Source organism: Asanoa iriomotensis, assembly GCF_016862515.1.
GTDB lineage: Bacteria > Actinomycetota > Actinomycetes > Mycobacteriales > Micromonosporaceae > Asanoa > Asanoa iriomotensis.
On sequence record NZ_BONC01000024.1, the window covers coordinates 66555 to 84708 of the forward strand.

An 18154-nucleotide genomic window follows, 5' to 3' on the forward strand; every position below is an offset into this window, starting at 1 on the left:
CTAACCGCGCAGCGCAACCGGGCGGCCGTCCCAGCGCCACGACTCCCGCCGCGGGTGGCCGGGCAGCTCGGTGCGGCCCGTGGCCCAGAGCAGCCGCTCCCACGGGTCCGGGTGCGCCGGCAGGTCGGGGAACAGGCGCCCGATCACCCGCTCGCACAGGTCGGCCGGCGGGTGCCAGGGCAGGCCCAGGGTGCCCGCCACGTCGTGGGCGTGCACGACGGTCTCCACCACGCCCATGGCCGCGAAGCCTTCGGGGTCGCTGACGCCGTAGGTGTGGTACGACAGCCGGTCGGCGGGGGTGACGGCGACCACGGCGGCGAGCATCGCGCCGCAGGATTCGAGCACCTGGAGCAGGCCCCGGGTGCCGCTGGCCCGCTCGACGAAGATGGTGCCGGCCGGGCCGCCGTCGCGCTCGTAGTGCCAGCGCGCCGGCACGTGGGTGTCGGTCGGCGCATCGGACGGGCCGAGCTGCAGGGCGTAGACGAACAGGTCGTCGGCGGTGTGCTCGATCGTCTCCCAGCAGGTCCAGGTGAGCGCCCCGGCGGGGACGTCCCAGGCGTCGTCGGGCACGTCGCGCAGGGTCGCGCGGAGCAACGCCACGGCGGCGGTCACGTCGGCGGGGGTAACTGTCACCGGCGGAATCTACCAATTACGTCAGCAGGGCGGCGACCACGATCAGGGCGGGCACGGCCGCGAGGGTGGACAGCACGATCGCGTCCCGGGCGAGGCCGGCGCCGCGGTCGTAGCGGGTCGCGTACACGAAGAGGTTCTGCGCGCTCGGCAGCGCCGACAGGACCACGGCGGCGAGCAGCGCGTGGCCGTCGAGGTGGAACAGGTAGCGGCCGATCGCCCAGGCCACGGCGGGCTGCACCGCGACCTTTAGCGCGACGGCGAGGTAGCGCTGACCGACGTCCGGGCCCGGCGCGAACGGGCGACTGCCGCGCAGCGCGAGACCGAGGGCGATCAGCGCGAGCGGCACGGCCGCACCGCCGACCAGGTCGAACGGGCGCAGCACCTCGGGCGGCAGGCGCCAGCCGGCGGCGGCCACGCCCAGCCCGCAGAGGCAGGCCACGCTGATCGGGTTGCGCAACGGCGTCGAGAGCAACCGCAACGGCGCAGGCCGGTGACCCGCCGCGGTCACGTCGAGCACGGCGAGGCCCGTCGGGGTCGCGATCAGGAGCTGGAAGAGCAGCACGGGTACGACCAGGGAGGCGTCACCGAGCACGTACGCGGCGATCGGCAGGCCGAGGTTGCCGGCGTTGACGTAGGACGCGCAGAGGGCGCCGATCGTCACCTCGGCCGCGGGCCTGCGTCGCAACGTCAGGGCGACGTAGAGCCCGGCGGCCACGAGCGTGCTGAGCACGAACACGGCCAGCGCCGGCGTGAACACCTTGTCGAGGCTCGAGGTGGCCAGCGTCGAGAACAGCAGCGCGGGCGCGGCGAGGTAGAAGACGATGCGGGCGAGCAGCGCGGTGGCCTCCGGGCCGAGGACGCCGAACCGCCCCGCCAGGTAGCCGGCCAGCGTGACCAGCCAGATCCCGGCGAACCCGGTGAGCACCGCCCGCATGCCGGACATCCTGCCGGTGCCAGGGCATCATGGGCGGGTGCGTGTGCGGCCGATCACTCCGGAACTGTTCGTCGAAGGCCTCGCGGAGCGGATCGAGCGGTCGTCGCCGCGAGCGTGGCTGACGGTCGCGCTGGACGGGCCGCCGCCGCCCGGTGCGAATCCGCTGTCGTCGCCGTCTTCGGCGGACAGCCCGCTGGCGGGGCCCGACCCGCTCGCGGCCGCGCTGGTCGAGGCGCTGCGACTGCGTGGGCGGCCGGCGCACGTCGTACCCGCGAACGGTTTCCTGAAATCCGCGTCGCTGCGTCTCGAGCAGGGCCGGACCAACCCGGACGCGTTCTACACCGACTGGCTCGACGAGGCCGGGCTGCGGCGGGAGGTGCTCGACCCGGCCCGGCCCGACGGTAGTGGCCGGATCCTGCCGTCGCTGTGGGACCCGGCCACGGATCGGGCCAGCCGGGCGGCCTACGCGCCGCTGGAGCCGTCGGCGGTCGTGCTGGTCACCGGCGGTTTCCTGCTGGGCGGCGCGCTCGGCTTCGACCTGACTGTGCACCTGGTGGTGTCGCCGGCGGCGCTGGCCCGGCGGACGCCGCCGGAGTGGGAGTGGACGTTGCCGGCCTGGCGCCGGTACGCCGCCGAGGTCGACCCGGCCGGCTGGGCGGACGTGGTGGTGCGCACGGACGACCCACGCCATCCCGCGCTGGTCGAGCGACTTTCGGATGAATGAATCACGAGTGAGTCCCGTGTCTGGTTTGCTCGGCGCGGAGTATGGGTAAACGCCCGCTCCTCCACCGACATTCGGAAGGCGGCCGCCATGCTCATCGACGACCAGACCCGCACCGAGCAGATCCGGCTCACGCTGCAGGGCCGCTACGACGAGCTGACCGCCGAGTACGAGGCCGAGCGCGACCGCGGCCACCGGCTCCGGCTGATCGAGGCGGGCGACTCGGCCGGTGACGACCAGGCCGACAGCGGCTCGAAGGCGGCGGAGCGCGACGCGGCCCGCTCGGTGCTCAACGTGATCCTCGACCGCCGCGCCCAGTACGAGCACGCGCTGACCCGCCTGGCCGCGGGCGGTTACGGCGCCTGTGAGACGTGCGCGGAGCCGATCCCCGTCGAGCGGCTGGAAATCTTCCCGTCCGCGACCTCCTGCGTGGCGTGCAAGCAGACGAAGGAGCGCCGGGCGGCCTAGGGTCGTTGCTGTGGGCGACATCAAGGTCGGCACCGCGTCGTGGACCGACAAGACGCTGCTCGAGTCGGGGTGGTACCCGCCGGGTGAGGACACGCCGGAGAAGCGGCTGGCGTACTACGCCGGCCGGTTCCCGCTGGTCGAGGTCGACGCGACCTACTACGCGCCGCCCGCGGAGCAGACCGCCACGCTGTGGGCCGCCCGCACGCCGCCGGGCTTCACGTTCAACATCAAGGCGTACAGCCTGCTCACCGGGCACCCGACCCGCGTCAGTTCGATCTTCAAGGACCTGCGGCCCGAGACCGACAAGACCAACGTCTACCCCAAGGACCTGCCACCACAGGCGTACGAGGAGATCTGGACGCGTTTCCTGTCGGCGCTGGACCCGCTGGTCGCGGCGGGCAAGCTCGGCGCCCTGCTGTTCCAGTTCCCGCCGTGGTTCGGCATCCGCCGGTCCAACAAGAACTTCCTGATCGAGGTCCGCGACCGCGTCAAGCCGCTGCGGCCGGTGTTCGAGTTCCGCAACGCCTCGTGGTTCGAGGGCGACAACCGGGTGGAGACGCTGGAGTTCCTGCGCCAGCACCACCTGCCCTACGTCGCGGTCGACATGCCGCAGGGCCACCGCTCGTCGATCCCGCCGATCCTGGAGGCGACCGCGGAGCTGGCGGTGATGCGCTTCCACGGCCACAGTCTCAAGTGGACGAGCAAGAACATCTACGAGAAGTTCGGGTACGAGTATTCGGACCGCGAACTGCGGATGTGGGCCCCGAAGCTGAAGAAGCTGGCATCGTCGGCGGACGAGACACACGTACTCATGAACAACTGCTATTCCGACTATGCCCAGCGCAACGCACAGGGCCTGCTCGACTTCCTCGGCGGCGGGGCCGACGACGACTAGCGCCGCGACTGCCAGCTCGTCTCCCATTGCGGGCGGTCCTGCGCCGTCAGACCCGCGGCGCCCACCAACTCGGTGTCCCTCTGCAGGTCGCCGAGTGGGATCGGCGTGTCCTCGGGCTTCGGCGTCTCGTCGGCGGGCGCTTCCGGCCACTGCCGCCAGCGCTTCGCGCTCACCACCGCGACGACGAGTAGCGAGCCCAGCAGCGCGGCGCTGCCGGTGCGCACCGGGGTGGCCAGGTTCGCGTCGTAGCCGCCGATGCGCAGCGTGTGGTCGAGCAGGTTGATCACCCGGCCGGGCGCGAAGACGGCCGCGACGGCGCTGCCGAGGTAGCCGAGCCCGATCAGCGTCGCACCCAGCGGCGACAGCCGCAGCGTGCCGACCACGCCGAGCAGCATGCCGGCCACCGCGATGAAGACGAACGCGGCGAGCGGGTCACCCGCCGACGGCAGGTCGGCGTTCGGCGCGGTGTCGAACACCGTCAGTGACCGGCCTTGGCCGAGGGCGACGAGCACCCAGGTCGCCGGACCGAGGACCACGGCGGCGACGAAGGTCGCGAGATGACGCATGAGAGCACCTGGCACTTTCTGTCGGACGTTTCCCCATAACGTCCAGCGCACCCGCCGCCGCGGGTGTCACAGCGGTGCTTCGGCCACCAACGTGATGGCGGCTTCGTCGGACAGGCGGTAGCCGATCCCGTACACCGTGCGCACGACCGGTGTTTCCAGCTTGCTCCGCAACCGTCTGATGTGGACGTCGACGGTGCGCGGGCCCGCGATCTCGTAGCCCCAGACGCTGCGCAGCAGGTGCTCGCGGCTGAACACCCGGCGCGGGTGCTGGGCGAGGAAGAGCAGCAGGTCGAACTCCAGGCGGGTCAGCGGCACCTCGCGGCCGGCGTGGAGCACCTGGCGGGCGGCGACGTCGATCCAGACCTCGTCGGTGACTGACGGTGACGGGAAGGCCAGCAGAGTGGTGTGCGCGGTCATGGTTCCTCCCGGGGGTGAGCGAGGACGAGGGGCGGGGTGGGCGGTGGCGGCGGCAGCACCGGTAGGCCGGCCGCGCGCCAGGCGACGAAGCCGCCGGCCAGATCGGTCGCCCGGTGCAGGCCGAGGTCCTGCAGCGAGGCGGCGGCGAGCGACGACGAGTAGCCCTGCTGACAGAAGAGCACGTAATGCGTGTCGTACGAGTCGGCGATCGGCAGCCGGGCCTCGCACCGCGGGTCGAGCCGCCACTCCAGCACGTTGCGGTCGATGACCAGCGCACCCGGGATCGTGCCGGTCGCCTCCCGCTGGCCGACCGGTCGGGTGTCGACCAGCACCGCACCGGACCGGGCGGCGACGTGCGCGGCCTCCGGGTCGAGCCGGACCAGCCGCTCCCGCGCCGCTTCGAGAATCTCGTCGATCGAACGCCTCACCAGGCCACCCCCGCGCGCGCCACCTCGGCAACACGGAGGGTGCCGTCGGTCAGGTCATATCGGGTCATGCTAGTCAATTCGGGTGCGTAGCAGTGCACGCTGATCGCCGGTTCGGTGCCGAGATTGCTGACGCGGTGGACGTAGCGCGGACCGAACCGGCGGCCGGCGCCGGGCGCCAACGGGCGGCCCTTCAGCGCGCCGCGGTGGACGGTCTCCTCGGTGAGCGTGCCGGAGACGACGGTGAAGCCGCCGCTCGCGCCGCCATGGTCGTGCAGGTCCGTGTGCTGGCCCGGCAGCCAGGTCAGCAGCCAGACCTCGTGCTCCGGCGTGGCCGCGATCCGGTGGTACCACCGCTCGACCGAGTCGAAGCGGGGCGCGACCGGCCAGCCGGCCGGGTCGCCGGCATGTTGCCGGGCGACGCTGAGCAGGTCAGTGGTGAGGAACATGCCGCTCAGCATAGCCCACTAATCCTACTGACTTAGTAGGGCATCCCGGATGTCAGGACCGGACGTACCGCCCCTTGCCCGGCACGCCGCGGATGAGCCCGCGATCCTCCAGCGTCGTGGTGACGCGGTGGATGGTCGAGACGCTGACGTCGAACTCGGCGGCTAGGCGGACCGTCGAGGGCAGCTTCTCGCCGGGCGCGAGCTCGCCCGACGTGATCCGCCGGACCAGCTCGTCGAGCACCTTTCGATATTCGGTGGTGGGTTCGTTGGGTTCCACGATGGAGACGCTCGCTTTCCGGTTGGCCACCGCGAGTCCACCACAACCACCCTTGTCATGTCACCTTGTTGGAACAAGTTGAGATTGCACATTGACCAGATGGAACCAGTTGGAATAAGTTGAGACCGGGAACGCGGGGTTCACTTCCGGGTTGGCGCCTACGGTGAGCACCGCGTCCCGGGCAGGCCGCCGGCTGGGCAGCTCGGCGGCCACCGCCCCCTGCCGGCCGGCGACCCCCATCACCGGCCGGCAGGACGGGCGTTCAGATGAGGGCGTCGCGGAGGATCGGGTGGCGCCACAGCCACGCGAGATAGGCGCGCAGTTCCGCCGGGGTGGCGACCCAACCGCGGTCCTGATAGGTCAAAATCCGGACCACTTCACCAGGCACCAGGTCGTACGCGGTTGCGCCGGTCTCCGGTATCGGCGCGTCCGGTGGCACCGCCACCGGGACCGGGATGAGCGGCAGGCGTTGGCCGCCGAGCGCTTTCAGGACCGTCAGGAAGACCCGGACCAGGTGGTACGGCGAGACGGTGAGCGCGAGGCTGCCGATGTGGTGCGCCCTTGTTTGGGCGACGATCCATGCCGCCTGAAGGCCGGTGTTCGGAGCCGGCTCGGCCTGGATGCTCACCCCGTCGAGCCGACGCAACCCCAGGCCGCGCAGGTAGACGAGGGTGATCGGCACATAGGTTTGTTCGTCCGGATTCCCGTTGGCCACCAGCAGGTGCCGCAGCCCCGGGTTCGCCTCCCACGAGCGGATCGCGTGGGTGAGCCGCCACTCCTCACCCTGGCCGCTCACCACGACGAGCGCGTCGACGTGGTCCGCGGCCGACCTCGGCAGCGTCAGCACCATGGTGAGCGCGCTGGCCACGTCCAGGAGCCGGGCGGCGTCGAGATCGGCGACCTGCGACGCCCCGACGACCCGAGGGGTCGCCTGGTCGCTCCGCACGCTTCAAGATTAACTTGGCGGCCCGGTAGATATCCGCGTGCCCCCGTTCGTCGTGTCTGTGTGGCGCCCGCCAGGGGCGTCCGGGTGGGAGGACGGGACGATGGCGGGCAGGGCACGCTGGGCGATCACCGCGGTGTTCGCCGCGAACGGGTTGCTGATAGCCACCATGGCGGCGCGGGCGCCGTCGGTCAAAGTGGACCTCGGGCTCTCGGCCGGGCAGCTCGGGCTGACGACGGCGGCGTTCGGCGTCAGCGCGGTGCTCGCGATGCAGGTGGCCGGCGGGCTCGCGGCGCGGTTCGGCAGCCGCCGGGTGGTGCGGGGCGCGGTGACACTGCTGCCGGTCGCGCTGGTCGGCACGGCGGTGCCCGACGGCCTGCTCGGCCTCTCCGCCGCGTTCCTCGTCTTCGGCGCCGTGCACGGCCTGCTGGACGTGACCATGAACGCGCACGCGGTCGCCGTCGAGCGCGAGCTGGGCCGGTCGATCCTCAACGGCTGCCACGCGGCCTGGAGCATCGGGGCGGTCGGCGGGTCGCTGCTCGCGTCGGGCGCCGCCGCGCTGGACCTGTCGCGGACCGTCCATTTCGGCCTGGTGGCCGCGGTGGTCGTGCCTACGGTCGCGGTCTGGACCGGTGCCCTGCTCCCGGCCAGCGCCGACCACGTCGAAGAAACCGCCGCCCGGCCGAAGGCCCGCTGGAGCCGCCAGCTCATCGTGCTCGGCGCGATGGGCGCCACGGTGCTCACCGTCGAGGCCGCCATCGCCAACTGGAGCGGGATCTTCCTGCACGAACGCCTCGCCGCCCCGCTCGGCCTGGCCGCCCTGGGCTACGTCGCGTTCACCGCCTGCCAGACCGCGGGCCGCCTGGTCGGCGACCGCCTGCTCGCCCGCCGCGAGCCGCACGAGTTGCTCCGCGCCGGCACGCTCACGGCGGCCGCCGGCCTGGCGCTCGTGGTGCTGAGCCCGTGGCCGGTGCTGGCGATCGCCGGCTTCGCGGTGGTCGGCATCGGCCTGGCCACTCCCCTGCCGGTGCTCTTCAGCACCGCCGGCCACCTCGGCGCCGCCACCACCGGCGCGGCAGCAACGGTCGCCCGCTTCAGCACGATGACCTACACGGGCATCCTGGTCGCCCCAGCCATCATCGGCGCGGTCGCGGACCTGGTCGGCCTCACCTGGACCCTCGCCGCCCTGGCCCCACTCCTGGCCGCCGTCGCCGCCACCGACCTGCGCGTCCTCGCCCGCCAACCAGCGGCGGTCATGCCCTGACAAGGCGGTCGAGGTCACCCGTCACGGCCGTGTGACCAGGACCTGATCGGCCTTACCTGGACCTTCGGTGCACCGGCCGGCTCCTGGCCGCCGCCGACCTGCACCCCTCGCCGCGAAGCGCGATCATGTCCTGGCGGCCGGCTCGTGGCCGCCGCTGGCCTACACCCCCCGCCGTCAACCAGCCGCGGTCATGTCCCGGCGAGGCGGTCCAGGTCTCGGTTCAGGGCCGTGTAGCCGAGGTCGGTCAGTTTGTCGTGGTCGTGCAGGTCGGTGAGCTTGGTGCGGAGGTCCTTGATCCGTTTGGCCGCGCCCGGTTCGTCGCCCTCGCGGAGGTGGCGGACGATGTCGTCGACCTTCTTGTGCAGGTCCTCCGCCTGCTTGGGGTCGAGGTCGGCGGCCGCTTCGGCGTCGATCGTGCGGTGGAGACCGGCCACCGGATCCACCGGCGTGCGGGTCGGCGCCGGACGCGACGGCGAGGGCGTCGGCGGCCGCGTCGACTGGACGACCACCGGCCGGCTCGGCGAGGGAGAGCTGGTGGGCACAGCAGGCGGCACGGCCACCACGGACGCGGGCGGCGGTGTGGCGGTGGTCGTGGGCGGGTCGTCCCTCGTGGCGGCGAGCAGGGACGCCACCGCGACCGCCGCCAGCACGGCGGCCCCACCAGCGGCGACACCCCAGCGCCGACGCGGCCCGGGCGGGGCCGGAGGCGCGTCGCCGACCACCGCCAGCCGCCCGGCGACGGACGCCGCATCGGCGGGCCGGGACTCGGGAGCCTTCGCCAGCAGGTCGTCGACCAGTTCGGACAGCCACACCGGGGCGTCGGGCCGCACGGCCCGCACGTCCGGCGCGGGTGTCGTGACGTGGTGGTGCACGACCGCGTACGGGGTCGCGCCGACGAACGGCGGTGCGCCGGTGAGCATCGCGTGGATGGTGCAGCCGAGCCCGTACAGGTCGGTCCGCGCGTCGACCGGGCCGCCCATGACCTGCTCCGGCGCCATGTAGCTGGTGGAGCCCATGGCGGTCTCGGCCGCCGTGAGCCGGGCCTGGCCCGCGGTGACGTGCTGCAGGTGTGCGATGCCGAAGTCGCAGATCTTGACGATGCCCGACGGGGTCCGGATCAGGTTCGCCGGCTTCACGTCGCGGTGCACGACGCCCGCGGCGTGTGCGGCCGCCAGCCCCGCGCAGGCCTGGGTCGCCACGGCCACCGCCTCGCCGACCGGCAGCGGCCCGTCGCCGAGCAGGGACGCGACGCTGCGGCCGGCCACGAGCTCCATGACCAGGTACGAGTCGGCGCCGTCGGACCCGAAGTCGTACACCGAGACGATGTTGGGGTGGTTGAGCCGCGCCACGGCGTGTGCCTCGCGGTCGAACCGCTCCACCATCGTGGGGTCGGCGAGCACGTCGCCGGACACCAGCTTGACGGCCACCGCCCGGTCGAGCCGCAGGTCGCGGCCGCGCCAGACGACGCCCATGCCGCCCTCGGCGACCACCTCCTCGAGCTCGTACCGGTCGGCCAGGCGCCGTCGAGCCATGCGGGGTCCTCCCCTGGTCCCGGCATCGATACTTGTGATCCAGCAACCATAGTTCAAGGAGGCCGACGGCGCTCGGCGACGACTCCGCACGCGGAGCCGCCGCCGGGACCGGTGGAACCTAGGCGCCGCCCTCGGTGAGGGTGACGGTCTTCGGGGTGAAGCCGCTGCCGTTGACGTCGACGTTCTGCGACCTCAGCGTCTCCAGGGCCTTCTGGACATAGTCGTTCGTGTACGCCAGCCCCTCGGGCGCCTTGGTCAGCACCGTCTGGCCGTCGGCGTTCTTCGTGGTCATCGACAGGTCGACGGTGGCCTTCCAGGCGGCCTCGTCGATCATCCCGGCGCCCGCCGGTGACGGCCAGATCAGCTTGTTGACCTCGTTGACCTGCCAGAGCTGGTGGCTCGCGCCGAGCTTCGAACCACGCTTGACGACCAGGTCGCGGCAGGCCTCCGGGTTGTCCCGGCAGTACGCCCAGCCCTTGATCGAGGCCGCCAGGAACTTGGTCGCGGTGTCCTGGTAGGACTGATCGGACTCCAGTTTGGACGTGTTGGCCCACACCGCGTCCTGGAGCATCGCGGTGCCCTCGTTGTTCCAGTCGAGCACCGTGAACGCCTCGGGCTTGTAGAGCTGCCCCGTGGCCGGGTCCTTGGCCTCCAACAGCTGCGCGTACTCGTTGTAGCTCATCGCCTGCGCCGCGTCGATGTCCTTGCGCAGCAGGCCCTGCATGTCGAACTGCTGCTGCACCAGCGTGACGTCCTTACCCGGGTCCAACCCCGCGCGGGTCATCGCGGCGAACAGCTCGAACTCGTTGCCGAAGCCCCAGTTGCCGACCTTCTTCCCCTTCAGGTCGGCCGGCGACTTGATGTTCGAGGAGGCGAACGAGACCTGGTAGGTGCCCGAACGCTGGAAGATCTGCCCGATGTTGGTGATCTCGGCGCCCTGCTCGCGGGACGCCAGCGCCTTGGGCACCCAGGCGATCGCGAAGTCCGCCTGGCCCTGCGCCAGCACGGTCTGCGGGACGATGTCGACGCCGCCTTCGAGGATCTCGACGTCGAGCCCCTGCTCCTGGTAGAAGCCCTGGTCCGCGGCCGCGATGTAGCCGGCGAACTGGCCCTGCACGAACCACTGCAGCTGGAGTTTGACCTTCTTCGTGCCGCCCGTGCCGGTCGAGGTCGACGGCTCGTCAGCGGTGCCGCACGCGGTGAGCACCATGGTGGACAGTGCCAGAACAGCAAGGGCGAATCTCGTACGCTTCACAATGGTCCTCCGGTTTGTGCTCAGACCCTCCGCCAAGGCATGACGAGCCGTTCCAGGAGAAGGGCCGCGAGATAGAAGACGAGACCGAGCACGCACGCGCCGACCACGAAGGCCCAGGCGCGGGGGTACGCGGTGTTGGCCGCCGCCGACGTGATCCGGGAGCCCAGGCCGTTCTGCAGACCGCCGAAGTACTCCGCGACCACCGCCGCGATCACCGCCAGGGAGGACGCCTGGCGCAGACCGGTGAAGACGAACGGCAGGGCGGCGGGAAGGCGGACCAACCGGGTGACGGTCCAGCCGCGCGCCGCGTAGCTGGCCATCAGGTCCCGGTGGATCGGGTCCACCTCGCGCAGCCCGCGCAGCGCGTTGACGAACACGGGGAAGAACACCACGATCGCGACCACCAGGCGCCGGGGGACGCTGCTGGTCGACTCGAACATGTTGTTGAGGATGGGTGCCAACGCGATGATCGGCAGCGCGTTGAGCGCCGCCGCCACCGGGATCGAGACCTCGCCGAGGAACGTGACCCAGGCCGCGACCATCGCCGCGAGCAGGGCCACGGCCGCACCGAGGAGCAGGCCGACCAGGGCGTTCTCGCCGCTGGCCAGGCCGGTGCGCCACACGACGGCGCGGTTCTGCCAGAGCTGCTCGCCGATCGCCGACGGCGCGGGGAGCACGTAGGGTGCGACCCGGCCGAGCTTGACGACCATCTCCCAGAGCAGCAAACCGGCCACGCCGACCAGCAGCGGCGGGAGCACCGCCAGCAGCGGGCCGGCCCGCCGGCGCCCGATGACCGGCGCGGTGGGGTCGGCCGCGACCAGCGGGTCGACGGCCGTGGTCATGCCGAAACCAGTGGCATGGCGTCGCCGCGCAGCGCCTTGCGGACCTTCGTGATGCCCGTGAAGAACCCAGGCGACTGCCGGGTCGTCTCGCCGCGCTCGCCGAGGTCGATCGGGACGACGTCGGTGATCCGGCCCGGGCGCGCCGACATCACGACGACCCGGTCCGACAGGTAGACGGCCTCCGGGATCGAGTGGGTGACGAAGATCGTGCTGGTGCCGGTGCTGGCGCAGATCCGCAGCAGCTCGTCCTGGAGCCGCTCGCGGGTCATCTCGTCGAGGGCGCCGAACGGCTCGTCCATCAACAGCAGCGGCGGGTGCACGGCCAGCGCCCGGGCGATCGCCACCCGCTGCTGCATGCCGCCGGAGAGCTGAGCCGGGTAATGCCCGGCGAACTCGGCCAGCCCGACCAGTTCGAGCATCTCCCGGGCCCGCTCGGCGCGCTCTTTCCGGGACGCGCCACGCAGTTCCAAGGGCAGCTCGACGTTGCGCTGGACGGTCCGCCAGTCGAAGAGCCCGGCCTGCTGGAACGCGATGCCGTATTCCTGGTCGGCCCGCGCTGTCCGGGCCGGCTTGCCGGCAACGGTGACCGTGCCGGCGCTCGGCTGGATCAGATCACCGACGAGCCGCAGCAGGGTGGACTTGCCGCACCCGGACGGCCCGATCAGCGAGACGAACTCGCCGCTCGCGACCGTCAGGTCGACGCCGGTCAGCGCGGTCACCTCGCCGGCCCGACCGGCGTTGAATACCTTTGACACACCCTCCAGCACCACGGCTGTCATGCCGCCGCCTCCCTTCGGTCGGCGGAGCACGACTGCTGGCAACTGAGCTGGCCGCGCTCGCTTCGCTCGCTCATGCGCGCACCCTCCGCCGGCCGACGAGGAACTCGCTGAGGCCGACGACCCCGGCGACCGCCAGCCCGAGGGCGGCCGCGCCGATCATCGCCGTGAAGACCTTGGCGGGGTCGGTGGTCGCCTCCCGTGAGTATTCGATCACCAATCGACCGACTCCACCACGGGTCCCCATGGAAATCTCGCCGACCACGGCGCCGACCACCGCCGCCGCGGCCGCCAGCCGCAGGGCCGGGAACAGGTAGGGGGTGGACGCCGGGAGCCGCAGCTTGACCAGCGTCTGCCACCAGCCGGCGGCGTAGCTGCGCATCAGCTCCTCGGCGATCGGCGCCGGCGACTGCAGGCCGCGCAGCATGCCGACCGCGACCGGGAAGAACGCCAGGTACATCGCGATCACGGTGACCGACATCCAGGGCTGCCAGGGGTACGTGCCGATGGAGAGCCGACCACCCCAGCCCGCGATCACCGGGGCGAGCGCGATCAGTGGCACGGTCTGCGACAGGATCACGTAGGGCAGCAGCCCCCGCTCGACCACCCGCAGGCGCTGCATGAGCACCGCGAGCAGCAGCCCGACGAGCCCGCCGGCGACGAACCCGATGGCGACGCTGCGCAGCGTGAACAGGCACGCCTGCAGCACCACCAGCCAGATCGGGTGCCCGCCGGCCAGCTCCGGCTCGCCGAACCGGGACAGGATGGTCCACACGTGCGGCATCGCGGCGTCGTCGGTGCGCGGCAGGACCCGCGTGCCGAACAGGACGGTCCCGTCGGGGTCGCCGACCGCCTTGTAACCCTCCCAGAGCAGCACACCAACCACCGCGGCGCCGAGCACGCCGAGGACCAGCCTGCCCCGGCGGTTCATCGCAGAGGCGAAGCCGTGGCCAGGGCCGGGATGATCTTCTCCCCGTACGCCTGGAGGGTGTGCTCCTTGTCGTCGTGCTGCAGGTAGAGCGCGAACTGGTCGACACCCAGGTCACGCAGCTCCAGCAGCTTCTCGAGGTGCGCCTCGACCGGACCGAGCACGCAGAACCGATCGACGATCTCATCGGGTACGAAGTCGGTGTGCGTGTTGCCGGCCCGCCCGTGCTCGGCGTAGTCGTACCCGTGCCGGCCACGGATGTAGTCGGTCAGCGCCTGCGGCACCGCACCGGACTCGCCGTAGCGGGTCACGATGTCGGCGACGTGGTTGCCGACCATGCCGCCGAACCAGCGGGTCTGCTCGCGCTGGTGCGCCAGGTCGTCGCCGACGTAGGCCGGGGCGGCGACACAGAACTTGATCGACGCGGGGTCACGGCCGGCCTTCTCCGCCGCCGCCCGGACCGACTTGATCATCCAGGCGGCGATGTCGGGGTCGGCGAGCTGCAGGATGTAGCCATCGCCCACCTCCCCCGCCAACGCCAGCGCCCGCGGCCCGTACGCCGCGATCCACATCTCGAGCTGCCCGTCGCGCACCCACGGGAAGTGCACCGGGCGGCCCTTGTAGTCGGCCTCCCGCCCGTGCGCCAGGTCGCGGATCAGCGTCACGCACTCGCGCAGCTCCGCGATGGTGGTGGGCTTGTAGCCTAGCGTCCGCAGCGCCGAGTCACCCCGGCCGATGCCGCAGACCGTCCGGTTGCCGAACATCTCGTTGAGGGTGGCGAACAGCGATGCCGTCACCGTCCAGTCACGGGTCCCCGGGTTCGTGACCATCGGCCCGACCGTCACGCGTTCCGTCTGGGCGAGGATCTGGCTGTAGATGACGAACGGCTCCTCCCACAGCAGATGGGAGTCGAACGTCCACACGTGACTGAAGCCGAGCGACTCCGCCTGCTTCGCGAGGCGGACGACCTCGCTGGCGGGCGGGTCGCACTGGAAGACGACACCGATGTCCATCCATGGTTCCTTTCTCTACCGGACTTTGGGGAACCCCAGGTCGACTTCGCTGGTGGCCGGGTCCGGCCAGCGGGACGTGACCACCTTGGTGCGGGTGTAGAAGCGCAGGCCGTCCGGCCCGTACATGTGCAGGTCGCCGAAGAGCGACGCCTTCCAGCCGCCGAAGCTGTAGTAGGCGACGGGAACCGGGATGGGGACGTTGACGCCGACCATGCCGCATTCGACGTCATATTGATAACGCCGGGCCGCGCCGCCGTCGCGGGTGAAGATGGCGGTGCCGTTGCCCCACTGGTTGTCGTTGACGAGCTGCACTGCCTCGTCGTACGTGTCGACCCGGACCACCGACAGCACCGGCCCGAAGATCTCGTCCTGGTAGTAGGGCGACCCGGTGTCGACCTTGTCCACAAGCGACGGTGCGAGGAAGAAGCCCGGCCCGTCGCTGATCGCGGCCGTGCGGCCGTCGACGACCACCTCGCCGCCGTCACCGTCCAGATAGGAGCGTACCTTGTCGCGGTGCTGCTGGCTGATCAGCGGGCCCATCTCGGCGTCCGGGTCGCTGGCCGCGCCCACCTTGATGCGACCGATCCGGGTGGCGATCTCCTCGACGAGCTTGTCGCCGACCGAGCCGACCGCGACCACGACCGAGACCGCCATGCAGCGCTCCCCCGCCGACCCGAAGCCGGCGGAGACCGCGGCGTCCGCGGCGGCCGGCACGTCGGCGTCGGGCAGCACGACCATGTGGTTCTTCGCGCCGCCGAGCGCCTGCACGCGCTTGCCGTTGCGGGTGCCGGTCTCGTAGATCGACTGTGCCACCGGTGTCGAGCCGACGAAGCTGATCGCCTTGACGTCGGGGTCGGCGAGCAGCGCGTCGACCGCCTCCTTGTCGCCCTGGATGACGTTGAAGATGCCGTCGGGCAGGCCGGCCCGGCGCAGCAGGTCGGCCAGCAGCAGCGAGACGGACGGGTCCTTCTCGCTGGGCTTGAGCACGAACCCGTTGCCGGCGACCAGCGCGTTGCAGAACATCCACATCGGCACCATGGCCGGGAAGTTGAACGGCGTGATGCCGGCGACGACGCCGAGCGGCTGCTGGATCGAGTAGACGTCGACGCCGCCGGCGGCCTGCTCGCTGTAGCCGCCCTTGAGCAGGTGCGGGGCGCCGGCCGCGAACTCGGCATTTTCCAGGCCGCGGGCGACCTCGCCGGAGGCGTCCGCGATGGTCTTCCCGTGCTCGGACGACAGCAGGGAGGCGATCTCCTTGCGGTGCCCGTCGACCAGGTCGCGGAACCGGAACATCACCTCGGCGCGGCGGGACAGGCTGGCCGCCCGCCAGTCGGGCTGCGCGGCGAGCGCGGTCCGTACCGCCGTGCGTACCTCCTCGGTGGTGGCGGCGACGACCTCGGCCTGGACCTCGCCCGTGGCCGGGTCGAAGACGGGCAACCGGCGCGAGCCGGTGCCCGCGACCTCGCGGCCGCCGATCCAGTGTGGAACCTGACGCATGGAGCTCACCTTCACCGTAGATAGGAGGACAGGCCGCGCTTGAGGTAACGCCCGCGGCCCTTGCGGCCGTGGTAGGTGCCGTCGCGGTCGACGAGGACCTCGCCGCGGGAGATGACCGTGTCGACCTTGCCGGCGATCTCGACGCCCTCCCACGCGGAGTAGTCCAGGTTCATGTGGTGGGTCGCGGCACTGATCGTGGTGCGCCCGTTGGGGTCGTAGAGGACGATGTCGGCGTCGGAACCGGGGGCGATGACGCCCTTGCGGGGGTAGAGGCCGAACATCCGGGCCGGGGTGGTCGCGATCGTCTCGACCCAGCGCTCGACGGACAGCTTGCCCTCGGCGACGCCCTGGTAGACGAGGTCGACCCGGTGCTCGACCGTACCGATGCCGTTGGGGATCTTGGAGAAGTCGCCGAGGCCCAGCTCTTTCTGGTCCTTCATGCAGAACGGGCAGTGGTCGGTCGAGACGATCGCCAGGTCGTTGGTGCGCAGCCCGCGCCACAGGTCGTCGCGGTGCGACTCGTCGCGTGGGCGCAGCGGCGGCGAGGCGACCCACTTGGCACCCTCGAAGCCGGGCGCGCCGAGCTGGTCCTCGAGCGTCAGGTAGAGGTACTGCGGGCAGGTCTCGGCGAAGACGTTGCGGCCGGTCGCGCGGGCCGCGGCGACCTCGGCGAGGGCTTCGCTGGCCGACAGGTGCACGAAGTAGAGCGGGGTGTCCCTGGCGACCTGGGCGAGGGCGATCGCCCGGTGGGTGGCCTCGCCTTCCAGGATCGAGGGGCGGGTGATGCCGTGGTAGACCGGGTCGGTCTGACCCTTGGCCAGCGCCTGGGCGACCAGCACGTCGATCGCGATGCCGTTCTCGGCGTGCATCATGATCGTGGCGCCGTTCTCCCGCGCGGTCTGCATCGCGCGCAGGATCTTGCCGTCGTCGGAGTAGAAGACGCCCGGGTACGCCATGAACAGCTTGAAGCTGGTCACGCCCTCGTCGGCGACGAGCTGGTCCATCGCCTTGAGCGCGTCGTCGTCGACCCCACCGATGATCATGTGGAAGCCGTAGTCGATGTGGGCGTTGCCGTCGGCCAGCGCGTGCCAGGCGGCCAGGCCGTCCTGCACGACCTCACCGGTGCGCTGCACGGCGAAGTCGACGATCGTGGTGGTGCCGCCGTGCGCGGCCGCCTTCGTACCCGTGTCGAAGTCGTCAGAGGCGAACGTGCCGCCGAACGGCAGCTTCATGTGCGTGTGCACGTCGATGCCGCCGGGGATGACGAGCTTGCCGGTCGCGTCGATGGTCTTCGCTGAATCCGCCGGGCCGGTGCCCGGTGCGAGGAGTGCGCTGATCTTCTCGCCGTCGACCAGCACGTCGGCGGCGAAGCGGCCGGTCGGGCCGACCACCTCGCCGCCCGTGATCAGGAGGGTCATGTCTGTCGGCTCCTCAGGGCTGGACGAGCTGGTCGTAGGCGTCGGGGCGGCGGTCGCGGTAGAACTGCCAGCGGTCGCGGACCTCTTCGAGCAGGCCCATGTCGAGGTCGCGGACGATCAGCTCCGGGTTGTGCGCGTCGCCGACCTCGCCGACGAACTTGCCCTCGGGGTCGACGAAGTAGGACGTGCCGTAGAAGTCGTTCTCGCCGAGGGGCTCGATGCCGGTGCGGTTGATCGCGCCGATGAAGTACTCGTTGGCGACGGCGCTGGCCGGCTGCTCCAACTGCCAGAGGTAGCTCGACAGGCCGCGGTGGGTGGCGCTCGGGTTGAAGACGATGCGGGCGCCGGCCAGGCCCAGGGCCCGCCAGCCCTCGGGGAAGTGCCGGTCGTAGCAGATGTAGACGCCGATCCGGCCGACCGCGGTGTCGAAGGTCGGGTAGCCGAGGTTGCCCGGCCGGAAGTAGAACTTCTCCCAGAAGCCCTTCACCTGTGGAATGTGCGTCTTGCGGTATTTGCCGAGGTAGCTGCCGTCGGCGTCGACCACGGCGGCCGTGTTGTAGAGGACGCCCGGCTGCTCCTGCTCGTACATCGGCAGGACCATGACCATGCCGAGCTCCTTGGCCAGCGCCTGGAAGCGCTCGGTGGTCGGGCCCGGGATGCTCTCGGCGTACGAGTAGTACTGCTTGTCCTGGACCTGGCAGAAGTAGGGCCCGTAGAACAGCTCCTGGAAGCAGATGACCTTGGCGCCCTGCGCCGCCGCCTGGCGGGCGTACTCCTCATGCGCCTTGATCATCGACTCTTTGTCGCCGGTCCAGTTCGTCTGCACCAGCGCCGCGCGGATGTGGTCCGCCATCGGAACCTCCTTGTCCCCGGCCAGCGTGAATCCGTTCAGCCTATGACC

The 18154-nt window shown here is 71.3% G+C and carries 21 protein-coding genes; 4 read left to right on the forward strand and 17 right to left on the reverse strand.

What is annotated here, in order from left to right:
- On the reverse strand, positions 1 to 633 hold the full coding sequence (locus tag Air01nite_RS18400) for a maleylpyruvate isomerase N-terminal domain-containing protein (RefSeq protein ID WP_203703820.1): 633 nt from the start codon (positions 631 to 633) through the stop codon (positions 1 to 3).
- Positions 634 to 649: 16 nt separating this feature from the next.
- Entirely contained in the window at positions 650 to 1567 is a 918-nt protein-coding gene (locus Air01nite_RS18405; protein ID WP_203703822.1) for an AEC family transporter, read from the reverse strand.
- A 37-nt stretch (positions 1568 to 1604) separates the two neighbouring features.
- On the opposite strand from Air01nite_RS18405, the gene Air01nite_RS18410 reads away from it, so the two are divergent.
- The 3 genes from Air01nite_RS18410 to Air01nite_RS18420 all read left to right on the forward strand — a co-directional run bounded on the left by Air01nite_RS18410 (position 1605) and on the right by Air01nite_RS18420 (position 3651).
- A complete protein-coding gene (locus Air01nite_RS18410; protein WP_203703824.1) occupies positions 1605 to 2291 on the forward strand; it encodes a nucleoside/nucleotide kinase family protein in 687 nt (228 codons plus the stop codon).
- Between the two features lie 87 nt (positions 2292 to 2378).
- Positions 2379 to 2756: a TraR/DksA family transcriptional regulator gene (locus Air01nite_RS18415; RefSeq protein ID WP_203703826.1), complete on the forward strand. Its 378-nt coding sequence runs from the start codon at positions 2379 to 2381 to the stop codon at positions 2754 to 2756.
- A 10-nt stretch (positions 2757 to 2766) separates the two neighbouring features.
- Entirely contained in the window at positions 2767 to 3651 is an 885-nt protein-coding gene (locus tag Air01nite_RS18420; RefSeq protein ID WP_203703828.1) for a DUF72 domain-containing protein, read from the forward strand.
- On the opposite strand, the gene Air01nite_RS18425 is transcribed toward Air01nite_RS18420, so the two are convergent.
- From Air01nite_RS18425 to Air01nite_RS18450, 6 genes are all read right to left on the reverse strand, one after another.
- Positions 3648 to 4217, reverse strand: coding sequence for a hypothetical protein (locus Air01nite_RS18425; protein WP_203703830.1), 570 nt, complete (start codon positions 4215 to 4217; stop codon positions 3648 to 3650). The genes Air01nite_RS18420 and Air01nite_RS18425 overlap by 4 nt on opposite strands.
- A gap of 66 nt (positions 4218 to 4283) precedes the next feature.
- The gene (locus Air01nite_RS18430) at positions 4284 to 4634 is read right to left on the reverse strand and encodes a winged helix-turn-helix domain-containing protein (RefSeq protein ID WP_203703832.1); all 351 of its coding nucleotides are present in this window, start codon (positions 4632 to 4634) and stop codon (positions 4284 to 4286) included.
- On the reverse strand, positions 4631 to 5062 hold the full coding sequence (locus Air01nite_RS18435) for a rhodanese-like domain-containing protein (RefSeq protein ID WP_239090788.1): 432 nt from the start codon (positions 5060 to 5062) through the stop codon (positions 4631 to 4633). Before Air01nite_RS18435 ends, Air01nite_RS18430 begins: the two co-directional genes overlap by 4 nt.
- Positions 5059 to 5508, reverse strand: coding sequence for a cysteine dioxygenase (locus Air01nite_RS18440; RefSeq protein ID WP_239090789.1), 450 nt, complete (start codon positions 5506 to 5508; stop codon positions 5059 to 5061). Before Air01nite_RS18440 ends, Air01nite_RS18435 begins: the two co-directional genes overlap by 4 nt.
- 52 nt (positions 5509 to 5560) lie before the next feature.
- The gene (locus Air01nite_RS18445) at positions 5561 to 5785 is read right to left on the reverse strand and encodes a winged helix-turn-helix domain-containing protein (protein ID WP_203703835.1); all 225 of its coding nucleotides are present in this window, start codon (positions 5783 to 5785) and stop codon (positions 5561 to 5563) included.
- 262 nt (positions 5786 to 6047) lie between these two features.
- Positions 6048 to 6731 carry an ElyC/SanA/YdcF family protein gene (locus tag Air01nite_RS18450; protein ID WP_203703837.1) on the reverse strand — a complete coding sequence of 228 codons (684 nt, stop codon included), beginning with the start codon at positions 6729 to 6731 and terminating at the stop codon, positions 6048 to 6050.
- Between the two features lie 100 nt (positions 6732 to 6831).
- On the opposite strand from Air01nite_RS18450, the gene Air01nite_RS18455 reads away from it, so the two are divergent.
- On the forward strand, positions 6832 to 7992 hold the full coding sequence (locus tag Air01nite_RS18455; RefSeq protein WP_203703839.1) for an MFS transporter: 1161 nt from the start codon (positions 6832 to 6834) through the stop codon (positions 7990 to 7992).
- A gap of 188 nt (positions 7993 to 8180) precedes the next feature.
- Here Air01nite_RS18455 and Air01nite_RS18460 read toward each other — a convergent pair whose 3' ends face one another.
- The 9 genes from Air01nite_RS18460 to Air01nite_RS18500 all read right to left on the reverse strand — a co-directional run bounded on the left by Air01nite_RS18460 (position 8181) and on the right by Air01nite_RS18500 (position 18106).
- On the reverse strand, positions 8181 to 9524 hold the full coding sequence (locus tag Air01nite_RS18460; RefSeq protein WP_203703840.1) for a serine/threonine-protein kinase: 1344 nt from the start codon (positions 9522 to 9524) through the stop codon (positions 8181 to 8183).
- Positions 9525 to 9642: 118 nt separating this feature from the next.
- Entirely contained in the window at positions 9643 to 10779 is a 1137-nt protein-coding gene (locus tag Air01nite_RS18465) for an ABC transporter substrate-binding protein (protein ID WP_239090790.1), read from the reverse strand.
- A gap of 20 nt (positions 10780 to 10799) precedes the next feature.
- Positions 10800 to 11621, reverse strand: a complete 822-nt coding sequence (locus tag Air01nite_RS18470; RefSeq protein WP_203703842.1) for an ABC transporter permease — start codon at positions 11619 to 11621, stop codon at positions 10800 to 10802.
- Complete coding sequence (locus tag Air01nite_RS18475; RefSeq protein WP_203703844.1) at positions 11618 to 12400, reverse strand: ABC transporter ATP-binding protein; 783 nt, start codon at positions 12398 to 12400, stop codon at positions 11618 to 11620. Before Air01nite_RS18475 ends, Air01nite_RS18470 begins: the two co-directional genes overlap by 4 nt.
- A gap of 70 nt (positions 12401 to 12470) precedes the next feature.
- The gene (locus Air01nite_RS18480; protein WP_203703846.1) at positions 12471 to 13328 is read right to left on the reverse strand and encodes an ABC transporter permease; all 858 of its coding nucleotides are present in this window, start codon (positions 13326 to 13328) and stop codon (positions 12471 to 12473) included.
- On the reverse strand, positions 13325 to 14338 hold the full coding sequence (locus Air01nite_RS18485) for a TIGR03842 family LLM class F420-dependent oxidoreductase (RefSeq protein WP_203703847.1): 1014 nt from the start codon (positions 14336 to 14338) through the stop codon (positions 13325 to 13327). The genes Air01nite_RS18480 and Air01nite_RS18485 overlap by 4 nt, the downstream gene beginning before the upstream one ends.
- 15 nt (positions 14339 to 14353) lie before the next feature.
- Complete coding sequence (locus Air01nite_RS18490) at positions 14354 to 15835, reverse strand: CoA-acylating methylmalonate-semialdehyde dehydrogenase (RefSeq protein WP_203703848.1); 1482 nt, start codon at positions 15833 to 15835, stop codon at positions 14354 to 14356.
- An 11-nt stretch (positions 15836 to 15846) separates the two neighbouring features.
- Positions 15847 to 17253 carry a dihydropyrimidinase gene (hydA, locus tag Air01nite_RS18495; protein WP_203703849.1) on the reverse strand — a complete coding sequence of 469 codons (1407 nt, stop codon included), beginning with the start codon at positions 17251 to 17253 and terminating at the stop codon, positions 15847 to 15849.
- Positions 17254 to 17266: 13 nt separating this feature from the next.
- Positions 17267 to 18106 (reverse strand): nitrilase-related carbon-nitrogen hydrolase, encoded by an 840-nt coding sequence (locus Air01nite_RS18500; RefSeq protein WP_203703850.1) that lies wholly within the window; start codon positions 18104 to 18106, stop codon positions 17267 to 17269.
- Positions 18107 to 18154 lie beyond the last annotated feature (48 nt).